The sequence below is a fragment of the Magnetospirillum moscoviense genome (assembly GCF_001650635.1).
GTDB classification, from domain to species: Bacteria; Pseudomonadota; Alphaproteobacteria; order Rhodospirillales; family Magnetospirillaceae; genus Magnetospirillum; species Magnetospirillum moscoviense.
Genome location: NZ_LWQU01000133.1, coordinates 1 through 14,891 on the forward strand (window position 1 = coordinate 1; position 14,891 = coordinate 14,891).

At 64.4% G+C, this 14,891-nt stretch carries 18 protein-coding genes and 1 tRNA gene; 8 read left to right on the top strand and 11 right to left on the bottom strand.

Annotated features, from left to right (window positions below):
- On the bottom strand, positions 1-642 hold a 642-nt coding region (locus A6A05_RS22110), incomplete at its 3' end, for a phage tail tube protein (protein WP_281193264.1).
- Between the two features lie 27 nt (positions 643-669).
- Complete coding sequence (locus tag A6A05_RS09210) at positions 670-1,098, bottom strand: acyl-CoA transferase (protein ID WP_068499661.1); 429 nt, start codon at positions 1,096-1,098, stop codon at positions 670-672.
- Between the two features lie 66 nt (positions 1,099-1,164).
- Here A6A05_RS09210 and A6A05_RS09215 point away from each other — a divergent pair, with 66 nt between their 5' ends.
- Together A6A05_RS09215 and A6A05_RS09220 are read left to right on the top strand one after the other, a co-directional pair.
- Complete coding sequence (locus A6A05_RS09215; RefSeq protein ID WP_068499663.1) at positions 1,165-1,446, top strand: type II toxin-antitoxin system TacA family antitoxin; 282 nt, start codon at positions 1,165-1,167, stop codon at positions 1,444-1,446.
- Positions 1,443-1,952, top strand: a complete 510-nt coding sequence (locus A6A05_RS09220; RefSeq protein ID WP_068499665.1) for a GNAT family N-acetyltransferase — start codon at positions 1,443-1,445, stop codon at positions 1,950-1,952. Before A6A05_RS09215 ends, A6A05_RS09220 begins: the two co-directional genes overlap by 4 nt.
- Here A6A05_RS09220 and A6A05_RS09225 read toward each other — a convergent pair whose 3' ends face one another.
- Genes A6A05_RS09225 through A6A05_RS09260 form a run of 8 tightly spaced genes read right to left on the bottom strand, consistent with a single transcriptional unit; the run spans position 1,953 to position 8,866 of the window.
- Positions 1,953-2,591, bottom strand: a complete 639-nt coding sequence (locus A6A05_RS09225) for a DUF6441 family protein (RefSeq protein ID WP_068499667.1) — start codon at positions 2,589-2,591, stop codon at positions 1,953-1,955.
- On the bottom strand, positions 2,588-2,887 hold the full coding sequence (locus A6A05_RS09230; protein ID WP_245644248.1) for a head-tail joining protein: 300 nt from the start codon (positions 2,885-2,887) through the stop codon (positions 2,588-2,590). The genes A6A05_RS09225 and A6A05_RS09230 overlap by 4 nt, the downstream gene beginning before the upstream one ends.
- Complete coding sequence (locus tag A6A05_RS09235) at positions 2,884-3,906, bottom strand: major capsid protein (protein WP_068499670.1); 1,023 nt, start codon at positions 3,904-3,906, stop codon at positions 2,884-2,886. The genes A6A05_RS09230 and A6A05_RS09235 overlap by 4 nt, the downstream gene beginning before the upstream one ends.
- 13 nt (positions 3,907-3,919) lie before the next feature.
- The gene (locus A6A05_RS09240; RefSeq protein ID WP_068499672.1) at positions 3,920-4,309 is read right to left on the bottom strand and encodes a head decoration protein; all 390 of its coding nucleotides are present in this window, start codon (positions 4,307-4,309) and stop codon (positions 3,920-3,922) included.
- Between the two features lie 12 nt (positions 4,310-4,321).
- Positions 4,322-5,554, bottom strand: a complete 1,233-nt coding sequence (locus A6A05_RS09245; protein ID WP_068499674.1) for a S49 family peptidase — start codon at positions 5,552-5,554, stop codon at positions 4,322-4,324.
- Between the two features lie 8 nt (positions 5,555-5,562).
- Positions 5,563-6,993, bottom strand: a complete 1,431-nt coding sequence (locus tag A6A05_RS09250; protein WP_068499677.1) for a phage portal protein — start codon at positions 6,991-6,993, stop codon at positions 5,563-5,565.
- A 2-nt stretch (positions 6,994-6,995) separates the two neighbouring features.
- On the bottom strand, positions 6,996-7,205 hold the full coding sequence (locus A6A05_RS09255) for a phage head-tail joining protein (RefSeq protein ID WP_024080787.1): 210 nt from the start codon (positions 7,203-7,205) through the stop codon (positions 6,996-6,998).
- 2 nt (positions 7,206-7,207) lie between these two features.
- Positions 7,208-8,866, bottom strand: a complete 1,659-nt coding sequence (locus tag A6A05_RS09260) for a phage terminase large subunit family protein (protein ID WP_281193265.1) — start codon at positions 8,864-8,866, stop codon at positions 7,208-7,210.
- An 86-nt stretch (positions 8,867-8,952) separates the two neighbouring features.
- Here A6A05_RS09260 and A6A05_RS09265 point away from each other — a divergent pair, with 86 nt between their 5' ends.
- Positions 8,953-9,282, top strand: coding sequence for an AAA family ATPase (locus tag A6A05_RS09265; RefSeq protein WP_068499679.1), 330 nt, complete (start codon positions 8,953-8,955; stop codon positions 9,280-9,282).
- Positions 9,283-9,565: 283 nt separating this feature from the next.
- Here A6A05_RS09265 and A6A05_RS09270 read toward each other — a convergent pair.
- Positions 9,566-9,656: transfer RNA gene (locus A6A05_RS09270), tRNA-Ser, on the bottom strand.
- Positions 9,657-9,901: 245 nt separating this feature from the next.
- Between A6A05_RS09270 and A6A05_RS09275 the strand changes: the two genes are divergently transcribed.
- From A6A05_RS09275 to A6A05_RS09295, 5 genes are all read left to right on the top strand, one after another.
- Positions 9,902-10,138 (top strand): hypothetical protein, encoded by a 237-nt coding sequence (locus A6A05_RS09275; protein WP_245644252.1) that lies wholly within the window; start codon positions 9,902-9,904, stop codon positions 10,136-10,138.
- A gap of 113 nt (positions 10,139-10,251) precedes the next feature.
- Positions 10,252-11,190, top strand: coding sequence for a histone deacetylase family protein (locus tag A6A05_RS09280; RefSeq protein ID WP_068499685.1), 939 nt, complete (start codon positions 10,252-10,254; stop codon positions 11,188-11,190).
- 4 nt (positions 11,191-11,194) lie between these two features.
- A complete protein-coding gene (locus A6A05_RS09285) occupies positions 11,195-11,641 on the top strand; it encodes a bacteriohemerythrin (protein ID WP_068499688.1) in 447 nt (148 codons plus the stop codon).
- A 166-nt stretch (positions 11,642-11,807) separates the two neighbouring features.
- A complete protein-coding gene (locus A6A05_RS09290) occupies positions 11,808-12,755 on the top strand; it encodes a DUF7354 domain-containing protein (protein WP_068499691.1) in 948 nt (315 codons plus the stop codon).
- A 65-nt stretch (positions 12,756-12,820) separates the two neighbouring features.
- Positions 12,821-14,881: a CHASE2 domain-containing protein gene (locus A6A05_RS09295; protein WP_068499694.1), complete on the top strand. Its 2,061-nt coding sequence runs from the start codon at positions 12,821-12,823 to the stop codon at positions 14,879-14,881.
- Positions 14,882-14,891 lie beyond the last annotated feature (10 nt).

Consider the following 14,891-nt stretch of genomic DNA (forward strand, 5'->3'; position numbering starts at 1 on the left):
GCGGAGGTCGTGACCGGTGAGGTGGTGATGGCGGTCGCGGTAGTCGTCCGGGGTTTCGGTCACGGTGACCGGCGGCGCTGCCGACACGGCCAGCAGGCGGCGGCAGCTTTCCAGCTTGGCGGCGCGGCGGCCGTTGGCGAGGAAGCCATAGTGGCGAATGCGGTGAAAGCCGTCGGGCAGGACGTGGAGCAGGAAGCGGCGGATGAATTCGCTGGGCTGCAGCGTCATCACCTTCTGTTTGTCGTGATGGCGATAGTCCTTCCAGCGGAAACGGACGCCGCTGTCATCGATCGCGACCAGGCGGCTGGGCAGATCGCCGCCCGAGGTGAAGACATGGTCGAAACTGCCGTCACCGTTATCGGCGGTGGCGGGAGCGCCGAACAGGCCCTTCAGCCAGAAGCCCAAAGCTCGCACATCCAGCGGCACGCCGATATCGCCCTCGTCCTTGATCGCTTCATAGAACGGGTCCTGGGCGTCGCGGCCCTGGCCCAGCAGCGGGTCGTAGCCCAAGGGGCGCTCGGCCCCCAGGCTCGATTCCTTGAACGACAGCCGCCCATAGCCGTCGGCCGGAAGCGTGCCGTAAACCGTCTCGAAGGCGGCCAGCAGGATGCAATCGGCGCCGTAGGCCCGAGTCTTCGCCATGGGGAACTCCCATATATAAGGTGTGGCTCAGCCCAGCGGGTCGCTGGAGCCGTAATGGATGGTGACCGGGACGGTGGCGCCGCGCAGGGCAGCAGCTCCGTCGATGGCTAGGCCGGAAGTCTTGGGAGCGCCCCATTCCAGCCATTCAGCCAGACCACCAAGGGAACGGTCGGCGGCCAGGGCATTCCCAACCGCCATCAACAAGGTATCCAGCGGCGCACTGTCGTCGTCCTGGCCGCGCTGGAGGATGATTTCGATCTCGGTCTGGTGTTCCCATAGGTAGGAGACTGGCGACAGCACCACCTCGGGATCGCCGGGATCACCGTCACGCAGGATGATCAGACCACCGGCGGGGACCGTTTCGGGCAACGGCGCTTCGCGCTTCGCCGTGGCGGCGGGGATGGTTTCCAGCCGCGCCAACAGGGTGCACAGGATCTGTTCGCGGATGCTGGGCATGGGAAATCCTTGAAACGTGCGTCAGACGGACGTACATTAATGAGAGCCAGATACCGGAGCCGCTCTATGTCCAGAATCGCCCAGCGCCAGGAACGCATCAGCATCCGTCTCAGCCCGCAATCGAAGCGGAAGCTGGAACGGGCTGCCGCCTATTCTGACAAGACGCTCACCGATTTCATGGTCGATGTCGCCTTGCAGAAGGCGGACACCGTGGTGCGCGAACATGAGGTCATCACCCTGAATGCCGAGGAATGGGAGCGGTTTCAGGAGTTGCTGCTCAATCCGCCCGAGCCGAACGAGAAGCTGAAGGAAGCCTTCGCGTGGTACGGGCGGGTGACCGGCGGATGACGGGGTTTCGCCTTCCCCGCGTCGAACCGCTGGACATTCATCATGATCGATCCATCTTCTGCTGCGGCGAAGAAGCGCTTGATCAGTACATTCGCAGCCACGCCGGCCAGGATATCCGTCGCAACCTGACCAGCGTTTTTGTCGCCGTCGATGACCCAGGCGGACAGATCATCGGCTACTACACGTTAAGCGCTGCGAGTTTCAGTCGGGACGACTTGCCCGAGGAATTGGCCCGTAAACTGCCCCGCTACCCGATTCCGGCCGCCTTGATCGGGCGTCTGGCGGTTGATCGCCGCTTTCATGGACAGCAGTACGGAAAGTTCCTGCTGCTCAACGTGTTCGAGCGGGTTATGCGGGCCAGCGATGCCATCGCCATTCATGCCATGGTCGTCGAGGCCAAGGATGACAAGGCTGCGGCATTCTACGCAAAGTATGGCTTCGTAATGTTTTCCGGACAGCCCCGCCGCTTATTCCTACCGCTCGCCAGGCTCAAGGCACGTTGTTAGCTACCTCCGCCAATTCCCCACAATCAGTTCCGGCAGCGCCGAAGCCCACCGCTCCGCGGCGGCGTTGACGTCGAGGCGCTTCTTCAAGCTCACCTGCGGCACCAGGATGAACATCACCACACTGGTCATCCCACGCCCGGAGCGGAGTGCCGAGGCGCTGCCCTTGGCGAAACCACCCCGCTTGCCGGTGCGGACCCGCATGTTCTCGGCCACCAGCAGCGAGGGGGCACCCCGGCGGTAGATAAATCGCAACCGGCTGCCGTGCATCTGTTCCCATAGGCCGGGCGTAATGCGCTTGCCGCGGGCGCCGGTTCCGGCGGCGGGCGTGGGGATCGCCAACCAGAAGCCACGCTTGGACTTGATCACCGCGCCCTGGTCGAAGGCGCGGATGATGGTGGGGGCCCTGGTGAAGACGAAGCCCGCCGCCTTGATGCTTTTGCGCCCCTTGGGATACAGCTCGGCCCGCCAGGTATTGGCGAGACGCTGGCCCATGCCAGCCTCGGTGACCTGGCGGCGAAGATCGGCCTTCAATCCGTCGACGGCTTGGCGCATGGCGGCGGTGACCGCGTCTTCGGCTTCCTTGATCTCCTCGGCCATGATCTTGCGCAGATCACCGGATATGGCCGCCGCCAGTTTCATGCCGGTCTCACGTCGATTGTCCAAACCAGCCGCTCGGCATCCAGACGGGGTTCGCCCTGGACGACGAAGCTGTCGCCATCGTGGACGATCACATCCCCCGCCTGGGGTGCCGGAACCTCCCGCCGCCGGATATCGAACACCGCCGTGCTGGTCTGCACGGTGATGTCCGAAAATTCGATATCGCGGTCGGGCCGCCGTACCAGGGCACGGATGGACCAGCCCTGGTAGGTGACGGTGACCGCCATGTTCGGATCGGCGAACAGGTCGTCGAGGGCATCGGCGAAGGCGCTTATCAATTGCCCGAAAACAAACGAACCGCCAGCCGGGGCCGCTTGTTGACCGGCAGGATGGACGCCTCGGTCTTGACGTCGATGGCGCTGCCGTCCTGGCGTGCCAACTGGCGGGCGTACATGGGCACGCCCAGGGTGTTGACCGTCTCGATCAAATTGGCCGGAGCGCCATAGGTAACGAAGGTGTCCATGGTGCCCAACGGGAAGGCGATACCTTCGCCGGCCGGGATCAGGGTTTCCGTCTGGCCAGTGGAGAGGGTGACGGTGGCGCTGTATTCCTCGAACACCATGCCGGCGAAGGGGAAGCGGCGTCGCACGTCTTCCCGCAGCGGCTGGGCGCCGGTGGAGGAATAGTATTGGTATGCCTGCTCGACCTTGGCATGGCCGATCAGCTTGTCGAAGAATTCCGGGCTGACCAGGGCCAGCACGCTGGTCATGGTCTCCCCCTTCAACTCGACCTCCACCTTGCGCAGGACATCGCGGATCTTGCTCTGGACGTTGGTGGTGGCGGTGCCCAGGGTGAAATCCACCTGCTGCCGCGACAGGGCGAACTCGCTGAAGTAGTCGTACAGGGTGGACCCGCCGCCATCGCGGACCACGCCCTTCAGGGCGTTGACTTCCATGAACTCGCGGGTCTGGGCGTGCTTGCTCCGCATGCGGGTCAGCTTGCGCTCCATGACGGTGGCCAGGGGGTCGGCGGCATCGGCGACGCCGAAACCACGCACGCCCTGGACATCCTGGGGCGTGATGGAATCGTCATGGGGAATCCACGGCACGGTGAAGGAGCGCATGGACCGGGCATCGCGGTTGGCGACGGTGGCCGGGCCGCCCAGCGGCACGGTGGGCAGCAGGTTGAGGACGCCCTCCGCCTGCTCGATGATGACGCTGCGCTGGGTGACGCCCTCGAAGCGGAATAGGCCCATCTGGCCCAACCGGGTGTACAGGTTGGGCAGGATGTTGATGGCTTGGGTCATTTCGGCGAGCGAGTAGCCGCCCACGTCGAAGGGATTGATGATCTGGGTCATGGGAAGGCTCCGATCAGACGGTGGTGCGGGCAACCAGCCCCACGGTGGCAAGCTGGGCGATCTTGGCGGCCCGTTCGGTGGGCTGGTCGATGGAGGCGTCGAACACCAGAGCCGAATCCGCCAGGATGACCGGGCCACGGGCGGCGATTAGGCCGGTGACGACACCATCCGTCGCATCCACCGTGTCCAGCAGCACGGCGACGGCCACCTCCGCCCCTTCGTCACCCACCACTTCGGCGGCGGAGGACAGGCGGAATTCGCCGCTGGCGGTGATGCGGCCCAGCACGGAACCCAGGGGATAGCGGCTCCCGGCCTTCAGGGTGACGGTCTCGCGAGTGTAGCTGGCGTTCAGTTCAAACTTCAGCAGATCGCCCAGGGTGGGCGAAGCGGTCAACACAGGCATGGCAGCGTGTCCTTATTTCCGGGCGGCGGCTTCGCGGGCACGCCGGACGATGGGGCTTTCGGTTTCGGTTTTGGGAGCGGCACTCGCCGGAGCGGCGGCCACCACGTCGGTGGCTTCGGAACGCTCGGCCAGTTGCTCCAGCACCGAGCGGCGCAGCGCCTCGGGGCGGATGCCCTTGGCCATGGCCTCGGCGGGATCGATGGTCACGCCCAGCCGGGCGGCCTGGGCGGCGATGGCGCTGATTTCGGAATATTCGGCGCGCAGACGCTGTTCCACCTGGGCGGTTACTGCGCCGGGCACCGGAACAATGGCTGCTGGAGTGGGACGTTCGGTTTCGATGACGGGGATGTCCCCCGTTTGCTCGGACATGGTGGTCTCCTTGGGTTTGGACAGGACGGGGGAACGGATAGACGGGCGCGCCAGGGTGGTGCCGAGATCGGCCAGGGCAACGCGGAGCGTGCCGACCTTGTCGGCCAATCCGGCGGTCACCGCCTGATCGCCGCGATAGACGGTGGCCTCGGTGGCGCGGATCGCCTCGGGCGGCTGCTTGCTGCATTTGGCCACCAGGGCGACGAACTTCCCGTAGAGGGCATCCACATCGGCCTGAAGGGCGGCACGGGCAGAGCCGGACAGCGGCTGGTGGGGATTGCCATCCACCTTGGCGGCACCGGCATGAACGAAAGTCCAGGCCAGCCCAGCCTGGGCATCGGCCCCCGATTCGTCGCGGTGGACGGCGACCACGCCGATGGAGCCGACCTCGCCGGTCTGGGTGACGTAGAGGCGGTCGGCGGTGCAGGCGATGGCATAGGCCGCCGACAGCGCGGCTTCGTCAGCTATCGCCCAGATGGGCTTGCCACATTGGGCGCGGACGGCCTGAATGTGGTCGACCAGATCGAACAGGCCGCCGACCTCGCCGCCGGAGGAGTCCACGTCCAGCAGAATGGCCCGGACACCGGGATCGGTGGCCGCCGCCTCGATGGTTTCGGCGATGTCCGAATAGGCGGTCAGCCCGCTGGCGGCCCCCAGGTATCCCGACCGCGCCACCAGAGTGCCGATCACCGGGATAATGGCGATGCCGTCGGGCGTCACCGCCACATCGGCGGACGGAGCCGTATCGCCGTCGAAGGAGATGGACTGCCCAGCCAGCCGGGGGCCGAGAGCACCCAGGATCACATCCAGCTTACTGCGGGCGACCAGCAGCGGCGTCCCATACAGGCGAGCCGCGAGATGGGGCAAATCGTGCATGTCCGTCCTTACGATGTCGGTGGGGGCAACAAGAGCGGTGTCGGATCGGAACCGAAGGTCAGCCCCAGCCGCTGCTCGCGCTCGCGGTCGGCGGCAATCTCGGCATCGACCTGTTCGGCGTCATAGCCACGCTCGGCCAGGGCCTGCGTCCTGCTTTTCAGACCCGCCCCGATCTGCTCGATCTCGGCCTTGGCGTCCTTCAGCGGATCGACCCAGTCCCATTTCGGCGGCAGCCAGGAACAGGCGATGAAGCTGGCGCGGTTGCGCTCGTAGCCGGGAATGTCGAGCGCCCCGGACAGCACCGCCACATCTAGCCAGCGCTGCCACACTTTCCTGCACATTTGGTGGACCATCACCGAGTGCTGCCATGCCTCGACCCGGCGGCGGAATTCCAGCAGCGCCATGCGCGAGTTGGAGTAATTGGCCTTCAGCATGTCGTTGGACAAATAGGCGTAAGGGATGCCGGTGGCGGCCGAGATCTGCAGCAGCGTCCGATACTCGAACGGCTCATACGATCCGCCCACATCGGCGGGGGCCGAGGTCTGGATCTGCTCGCCCGGCTCCAGCGGCACCACCTGGCCGGGCTGGACCTCGACAATGCGGTCGCCGGAACCATCGTCGGCTGGGGTCACATCGATAATATCGGTTGGTGCCGGCGAGATGACGAACATCGCGTACATCGCCGCGATCTTCTTGCGCTCAAGTTCTGCGTCATCGTACTGGTCGAGCAGGAACAGCTTGACGATGGCCGGGGCCAGCCGGGACACGCCCCGAAGCTGGCCGGATTCCACCGGATCGATGACATGGATGATTTCGGCGGCAGGCACCCGCACCATTTCGCCGACCATGCCGGGATCGGTGAGATCACCGGGATGGCGGCGCAGGAACCAATATGCCGCCCGCCGACCGATGCGGTCGAACTCGATGCCCTGGCGGATGACGTTGCCGTTGGGAAGAGCCTCGGTTCGGGTCAACGGCAACATTTCAGAGGGCAGCATCTGAAGCTGCAACGGCACCGTCAGGCCGTCTTCCAGACGACGCGGGCGCAGACGGAAGAACACTTCCCCGGCGATGAACACCTCGCGGGCGGCGCGGCGCTGCTGGCCATAGAAATCGGTCAGCTCCTCGGCATCGGATTCGTCGGTCCAGGCCAGCCAAAGCTGCTGCACCAAGGTCTTCAGATCCTTGTCGGCGATCAGCGACGACGGCTTGATGCCGGTGCCGACGGCATTTCCGGTCCAGCTTTCGGCGGCATTAAGGGCATAGCCGTTATTGCGCACCAGATAACGGGCTCGCGCCGTGATGTCGGAACCGGCGGCGGCGATCAGGGTATTGACGTGTGCGCGGCTGGGCTGGAAGCCCTTTAGACGGCGGCTGCCCTGGGCGGCCTCGAAGCCGCCGATCAGGGCGCCGAGGCGACGGCGGAAACTCCCCAGCATGGTCACAGCCCCTTGGTGGCGACGGCGAGAATCCGGCGGCGGGGCTTCTTGCCCTCCAGCACGGCGATGCGGCGGTCGAGATCTGCCAGGACATGGTTGGCCTGGGTGAGGTCGTATTGAACGGTGCGGTCGCCCACCGTAACGCGGGCGACCAGTGAGTTGCGTCGCGCCAGCACCCGCTCGCGCTCAGCCTTCATCTCGTCGAGAGTCATGATCAGTGCATCCCGCTGAACTTGATGATCCGCCGGGGGCGACGAACGGTGCGGCGGATCTGGCCCGCCTGGGTTTCTTCGGGTTGAACCGTCTCGGACGGGCCAATCTGGGCTTCCAGATCCCGCCACTTGGCCTCCGACCAGCGATCGGCACCGACGATCCAGGCGGCGGCGCGGGCATAGACCCGGCAATCCAGCGCCTCGTTGCGTTCCCGCAGCTTCTGCCATTCCAGCTTGGTGAAGCCGCGCCGGTTTTTGACCGTCACCAGCTGCTCGGCGACGAACTGCTTGCACCACTCGGACTCTGCCCACGATGGCAGATGCACCGTTCCGGCCGGGAAACGGATTCCCTCGGCCAGTTCCTCGTCGGTGGGCCGCTCCAGGCGCAAGTACCGGTAGGTCTCCGACTTGAAGGTGGACACCGCCACCGTCCAGAGGCGGGCACCACGGCGCACCTTCTTGCCGCCCTCGGTAGCGTCCACAAAGGTCGGCCCCGACACCGGGCTGGAGCGGTTGAATCCCTCGACGCCCTTGACCGGCGATACGCTGGCGACGCCCATCTTGCGGCCCCAGGTATAGACCGCCGAGGATTCGTAGCCGCTGTCGATGGCGAGGCGGGCGATCTTCAGGGCGGCGCCGTTGGCATGTTGCCAGGTCTTCGCCAGCACCTGCTCCAACGCAGTCCAGGTTTCGGCATGTTCCGGCCCGCCGTCGATGACGACATGGTCGACCAGCCAGCTTTCGAGGTTGCGGCCCCAGGCCCAGACGTCGATTTCGATCCGGTCCTTCTGGACGTCGGCCCCGGCGGTGAGGAACAGGGCGCCTTCCGGCACACTGCCATTGGCCCAGGTTTCGCGGCGGTCATAGAGCCGCTGCCAGTCGGGGGCCTCGCCGGATTCGGTCCAGGTTTCGCCCAGCACGGTGTTCTTGAACACCCGCAGGGCATCGTCATTGCCCTGGGCCGCTTCCCACAGGCGGACGATGTCGCGCCACGACTGCCAGCCCGGCGGTGAATACAGCGCCGAGATGTGGAAGCCGATGGTACCGGGATCAGTGCCCGTGGCCGTCGCCCGCCAAACGCCTGACGTCAGCATGGCACCTTTATGGTGCTCGGCGATCTCCTGCTCGCAGACTTCGCAGTGATAGCGCACCGTCTCGGGGCGGCCCTTGTCCCAGCGCAGCCGCTCGAATTTCAGCCACTGCATGCTCCCGCAATGGGGACACGGCACGAAGAACCGGCGCTGGTCGCTGGCCTCGTATTCCCGCTCGATGCGCGACATGCCCCGGATGGTCGGCGTCGAGGCCAGGAACACCTTTCGGCGATGGGCGAAGGTCAGCGAGCGGGCCTCGGCCAGCCCGACGGGATCGCCTTCGTCGTCGGCCGAGGCCGGATAGGCATCGACCTCGTCGAGAAACAGGTAGCGGGCCGGCATGGAGCGCAAGCCCACCGCGCTGTTGGCGCCGGTCAGCACCAAGGTGCCGCCGGGAAAATCCTTCGACAGCATGGTGTTGCCGGCGTCACGCGAGCGGGCCGGTTTGACCCGTTCCCGGATCGCCGGGCTTTCATCGATCAGCGGGTCGATGCGCTGGCGGGATGCACGTTTCGCCATCTCCACTGTCGGCTGGACGCAGAGCATCTCCGCCCTGTCAAACGCGACCAACTGATCGCGAAGGTCGCCGCCGGTGAAATGAAGGAAGGGGACTGGAACCTCGAAATCGACCTGTCGAACAAGGAGGCTGCCGAAAAATGACCTCCTCGCCTCTCAAATCGTTCTCTCTGTCCGCCTTCCGAGGGGCATCCACGCCGTTTCGGCTCGAATTCGAGAAGGGCAAGAAACTGACGCTGATCTACGGCGAAAACGGGACGGGCAAGACGACGATTTGCGATGGCTTTGAGTTCCTGGCAGATGGCCGGGTCGGATCGCTGGACGACAAGGGACTCGGCACGCAACTCGACAAATTCTGGCCGACCGTTGGGAATGGAGGCAATGCCATTTCCATCACGCTCGAAACGGCGTCAGGTGCCTGCTCGGGAACTGTCCAGGGAAAGAACGGGAAACGAGAGCTGGGCTGTTGACCGCCCAATTCGCCCCCAGGTTCCTGCCCTCGCCAGAAGAAACTGCGGAAAGGTCAGCAGCTTTTCGAGTTGCAAGCAATTGAACTAACGGGGCTTTTAAAACCCGTACCTTTTGGGCGCAGTCAACAGGCGCTGGAGAATACGGGGAGCAGAGAATAAAAAACGGCCGAATTTCAGCCCGCCACTACCCGCCAGGGTCAACAGCTTTAGACCACAAGTGGCGCAGAGCCTTGGGCTTTCACCCAAGGCTCTTTGCGGCAGAGAATCTATTCTTTAGAAATAGTGGCGGAGGGAGTGGGATTCGAACCCACGATACGCTTTTGACGTATACACACTTTCCAGGCGTGCGCCTTCGACCGCTCGGCCATCCCTCCGCATGCGGGCGGGTGTGACACCCGGCCGGCAAGGTTGCGGAACATACACGCAAGGGCAGGGGCGCGCAACCCCGTTCAGGGTCCGGTCATGTCTGAAAAAACACCAGAATCCGACGAAAACTATTGAATTTTCAGTCGGTAGGGTGCAAACCTGATGCCCTGGATAAAAACAGCGCACTATTGCCGCCGGGTGTCGAATGGTTTTCGGTCGAATCCTTGGGTGGGTCCTGCTTGTCTTGACCGTCGTGATGGCCTCGGCCGATGCGGTGATGGCGTTGGGGCCGGCCGATTATTCCAGCATCCTGACCTCGGATGTGCTGACGCTGCTGACCGGCGGCGCCGCCGAACCGACCGAATCCAGCCAGACCTTCGCCGCGCGCCTGTTGGACCTGCCGGCCTGGGTGGTGATGGGAACCCTGGGCACCACCTTGCTGCTGGCCTGCCGCCCGCGCACCAAGCGCTATCGCTTCCGCCGCAAATAGCCATGCGTGAATATCGGGGCTGATCGGCGGGTGTTCCCGCTTGTCGAACGATTCAAAAAGGGCCACTCTTTCTCCCCTATCCAACTAGGATAGATTTAGGGAGGGGGGGTTCATTGTCTTCGACGGTGATCTATACGCATCCCGTGTGTCTGGACCATGACACCGGCGAGTACCACCCGGAATGCGCCGACCGCATTCGCGCCATCAGCCACATCCTCGACCACGAGGAATTCATGTACGTCCCGCGCGAAGAGGCCCCGCCCGCGACGGTCGAGCAGATTCTGCGCGCCCATCCGCAAGGCCATTACGACCGCGTGATGGCGGCGGTGCCGGCCGACGGCTTGTTCGAGATCGACGGCGACACCATGCTGTCGCCCCGTTCCGGCGAGGCGGCCTTGCGTTCGGCCGGCGGCGCCTGCGCGGCGGTCGACGAAGTGGCGACCGGACGGGCCCGCAACGTCTTCGTCGCCACCCGCCCCCCCGGGCACCACGCCGAGCGCGAGCGGCCGATGGGCTTCTGCCTGTTCTCGAACGCCGCCATCGCCGCGCTGCACGCCCGCGACGCCCACGGCTTCAAGCGGGTGGCGGTGGTGGATTTCGACGTCCATCACGGTAACGGCACCCAGGACGTGTTGTGGGATCAGCCGGGCACCTTCTACGCCTCGACCCACCAGGCCGACGCCTTTCCCTATACCGGCACGCCCGAGGAAACCGGCGGCGAGGGCGGCGCGGTGGTGGTCAATGTCCCGCTGCCCGCCGGTACCGGGCCGGAAGCCTTCCGCGCCGCCTACACCGACATCATCCTGCCCAGGCTGGCGGCCTTCGCGCCCGACTTCCTGATTCTTTCGGCCGGGTTCGATGCCCATGCCGCCGACCCGATGGCGCATTTCCGCCTGCAGGTCGGCGATTTCGCCTGGCTGACCCGGCAATTGCTCGACATCGCCAAAGCCCATGCCGGCCGGCGGGTGGTGTCGTTGTTGGAAGGCGGCTACGACACCCGCGCCCTGGCGGCGTCGGTCGCCGCCCATATCCGTGTCCTGATGGAAGGCTGACGCCATGAGTTTTATCGAATGGACCGAGGAGATGTCGGTCAAGGCGCCGGTGCTGGACGGCCACCACCGCATGATCATCGATTGCCTGAACCAGTTGCACCCATTGTTGGAGACCAAGGGCGACGGGGCGGACATCCGGGCGGTGATGGCCAAGCTCGAGGATTTCGTGCTGCTCCACTTCGCCGAGGAAGAGCGCGAGATGAAGCAGGCAGGCTTCCCCGACTGGCGCGCCCACAAGGACCTGCACGACCGCATGTATGACGTGGTCTTCTCGCTGAAGTCGGACATCGAGCGCGGCAAGGTGCTGGATGCCCGCCATCTTTTCGACCTTCTCAACGACTGGTTGGTCACCCACATCCTGGGCGAGGACCAGAAGTACGTTCCGTTCATCGCCGGGCACGATCATCAGCCGGTGGCGCAGTGGCGGCGGTCCAACGGAAAGGATGTCTGATCCGACGGGAATAAAAATCGTCGCCTCTAGGGTCTTTGCTCTGTGTCACGCACAGGGAGAAATCTGGTATCCTAAAGGCACCAGTGAACTCTACCGCCGGAACGGGGCGACGTGTCCTGGGTGTCGGCGTCTTCCATCAACAGAATGGCGAAGGGGAGAACCCACCATGATCAGACTTTTGAAGGCCTTTGTCGCACTGGCAATCGGGGCGACCGTGGCCGGATGGGCGGCTGGGGCTCTGGCCGCCGATCCGCCAGTTTCGATGCTGATTCAAGCGACCGGGACGGTCGAGGTCAGCAAGGATGGGGCCAAGTGGACCCCGGTGACCCGCAACAAGTTCCTGTTCGCCGGCGACATGGTTCGCACCGGCGCGGACGGCGGCGGCAAGCTGGTCGATCAGGCCAGCAACATGGCCCAGAGCGTCGGCGCGAATGCCGAGGTCAAGGTCGAAGCGACCGGCATCAAGGCGGTCAAGGGCGCCCTGTCGGCTCCCGAGCCGGCCTCTGGCGATCTGGTCGCCGGTCTTGGCAACCGCTTCGCCGAGGCCCAGCGCTATACCACCGTGCGCCGTGCCGTCGCCAAGGATGCCGGCGAGATCAAGCTGCGGCTGATTTCGCAGGTCACGCTGTCGGCGACCTATCCCGACCTGGTGTGGGAAGGCTATGGCAAGCAGTACGGTTACGTTCTGTCCATCGCCGGCAAGGACATTCCCGTGGCTGGCGCCGAGGGCGACATGATCCGCTTCAAGGTGCCGGAACTGGCGCCGGGCAAGCATAACTTCACCGTCTCGGTCACCGAGGGCGGCAAGAAGGTTGCCGACGCCGAGAAGGAAGGAATCATCGTGTGGCTGTCGGCCGCCGAGGATAAGGCCCTGGCCGACGAATTGGCCAAGGTCAAGGCCGCCACCGGCTCCGACGACTTCACCGCCGCCAGCTTGCTGGATTCCAAGGGCGTGACCGTCGCGGCGATGGACCTTTACCGCAAGTACTTCGACGCCAACAAGACCGACAACGAAATGCGTCCGTTGTTGATCAAGGCCTATAACGACCTCAAGCTCAAGGACTTGCGGCAGAAGGAAGCCCTGGTCTACAACGAGCAAATGCAGGCCAACTGACGGCTTGGCCGAAATGCCCCGCCGGTTCGCCGGCGGGGTTTTTTGTCGGATGGATGGGGGTCGGGATGGGGAATTTGTTCAAGCGCTACGATATCCTGATGACGGTCGTGCTGTTCTTGCTGGCCATACCGGCCCAGCACTTCGAATGGTTCGCCCTGATCGAGGACCAGACACTGTCGTTTCGCCACCAGCTGCGGTTGGCCTATGGCGATCCGAAGGAATTGGCCTTCTCGAAGAACGACATCGTCCTGGTCAACACCGACGAAGCCTTCTTCCGCGCCTATAAGAGCTTCCCGCTCAGGCGTACCGACATCGCCCAGATCATCAAGAATGTCCACGACCTTGGCGCCAAGACCATCGCGGTCGACATGCTGATGGACTTCCCCAGTTCCTATGGCGAGGACCCGGCCCTGGCCGAGGCGCTGGCCGGGTCCGGCAACACCTTGCTGGTGGCCCAGGCCGAGTTCGACCACGGCAAGTTCATCAAGATCAACCGGCCGGCGCCGACCCTGGATGCCGCCTCGCGTAGCGCCTACACGAACATCAGCTCGAATTCGACCCTGCTGACCATGCTGTCGCGCCTGAAGGTCTACCCCGAGGTGGCGCAGTTGGAAGACGGCTGGCCGTTCTCGGTGCAGGCGGCGGCGATGTATCTGGGGGTCGAGCCCAAGCTGGTCGGCACCGACCTGATGCTGGGCGAGTTGAAGGTGCCGCTGGATAGCGGCCACCGCCTTTACATCGACTTCCCGCCGCTGCCCACCGGCAGCCGGTTCCTGTCGCAGACCTCGGGCATCAGTGCGCTGGAGTTCCTGGACATCTCGGCCCTTGACGAGAACGAGCGCGAGGAACTGGCCTATTGGGTGCGCGACAAGATCGTGATCATCGGCGACACCTCGGAAGTGTCGCACGATTGGTTCGACACCCCGGTCGGTATGGTCTACGGGGTGGAAATCATCGCCGACACCATCCACACCCTGCTGAAGGGCGGCCCGCTGCGGCCGCCATCGTCGGAAGTCGAGGCCCTGGCCATCATCATCGTGCTGGCCCTGATGCTGGCGGTGGCACGGATGCGCAATCCGCTGCTGCGCGGCCTGTCGGCCGGCACGGTCCTGCTGGGATGGAGCTTTGTCGCCAGCATGGCCTATGCCAAGGCCGGCACGGTGCTGCCGATGTCCTATGTACTGCTGGCGGCCTTCCTCAGCTATCTGTGGATCGAGTACCGCTATTACATGCTGGAACGCGACCAGAAGCAGCAGATTTCCAAGACCTTCGGCCAATACATCCCGTCCGAGTTGGTGGCCGAGATGAACAAGAGCGGCCAGCAAGTGTCGGTGGGCGGCGAATCGCGCGAGATGACCGTGCTGTTCTCGGACGTGCGCGGCTTCACCACCATCTCGGAAGGTCTGTCGCCGCAAGAGCTGACCACCCTGATGAACGCCTTCCTGAGCCCGATGACCCACATCATCCATGACCATCGCGGCACCATCGACAAGTATATGGGCGATGCCATCATGGCCTTCTGGGGGGCGCCGCTGCGGGACGAGGACCATGCCCGCCACGCCATCCAGGCGGCGCTGCGCATGCATACCGGCATGGAGGAACTGGCCGAAAGCTTCGTGGCGCGCGGCTGGAAGCCGTTGAAGATCGGCATCGGCCTCAATACCGGCGTGATGAATGTCGGGAACATGGGATCCGACTTCCGACTGGCCTATACGGTGCTGGGCGACGCGGTCAATCTGGGCTCTCGCCTGGAAAGCCTGACCAAGCAGTACGGCGTCAACATCATGATCAGCGAGTTCACCAAGGCCAAGGTGGGCGACCTGATCACCCGCGAGCTGGATTGCGTGCGCGTCAAGGGCAAGGACACGCCGGTCCGCATCTTCGAGCCGATCGGCTTCGAGGGCGAGGTCGATGCCGAGACCCTGTCTCGCATCAACCGCCACCACGAAGGCCTGCACCTTTACACCCAGCAGAAGTGGGACGCCGCCCGGGTCGCCTTCCAGGGGCTGCTGACGGAAGAGCCGGATCGCAAGATCTACCAGATCTATCTCGACCGCATCGAACATTTCGTCGCCGAGCCGCCGGGGGCGGATTGGGACGGGGTCTATACCCACAAGGAAAAGTAACGGGCTTCAA

Coding starts and splice junctions, on each gene's coding strand:
- A6A05_RS09255 (WP_024080787.1), bottom strand. CDS start 7,205: ATGACTCTCGACGAGATGAAGGCTGAGCGCGAGCGGGTGCTGGCGCGA.
- A6A05_RS09290 (WP_068499691.1), top strand. CDS start 11,808: ATGATCAGACTTTTGAAGGCCTTTGTCGCACTGGCAATCGGGGCGACC.
- A6A05_RS09265 (WP_068499679.1), top strand. CDS start 8,953: ATGACCTCCTCGCCTCTCAAATCGTTCTCTCTGTCCGCCTTCCGAGGG.
- A6A05_RS09295 (WP_068499694.1), top strand. CDS start 12,821: ATGGGGAATTTGTTCAAGCGCTACGATATCCTGATGACGGTCGTGCTG.
- A6A05_RS09240 (WP_068499672.1), bottom strand. CDS start 4,309: ATGCCTGTGTTGACCGCTTCGCCCACCCTGGGCGATCTGCTGAAGTTT.
- A6A05_RS09210 (WP_068499661.1), bottom strand. CDS start 1,098: ATGCCCAGCATCCGCGAACAGATCCTGTGCACCCTGTTGGCGCGGCTG.
- A6A05_RS09225 (WP_068499667.1), bottom strand. CDS start 2,591: ATGAAACTGGCGGCGGCCATATCCGGTGATCTGCGCAAGATCATGGCC.
- A6A05_RS09250 (WP_068499677.1), bottom strand. CDS start 6,993: ATGCTGGGGAGTTTCCGCCGTCGCCTCGGCGCCCTGATCGGCGGCTTC.
- A6A05_RS09220 (WP_068499665.1), top strand. CDS start 1,443: ATGACGGGGTTTCGCCTTCCCCGCGTCGAACCGCTGGACATTCATCAT.
- A6A05_RS09215 (WP_068499663.1), top strand. CDS start 1,165: ATGTCCAGAATCGCCCAGCGCCAGGAACGCATCAGCATCCGTCTCAGC.
- A6A05_RS09245 (WP_068499674.1), bottom strand. CDS start 5,554: ATGCACGATTTGCCCCATCTCGCGGCTCGCCTGTATGGGACGCCGCTG.
- A6A05_RS09285 (WP_068499688.1), top strand. CDS start 11,195: ATGAGTTTTATCGAATGGACCGAGGAGATGTCGGTCAAGGCGCCGGTG.
- A6A05_RS09235 (WP_068499670.1), bottom strand. CDS start 3,906: ATGACCCAGATCATCAATCCCTTCGACGTGGGCGGCTACTCGCTCGCC.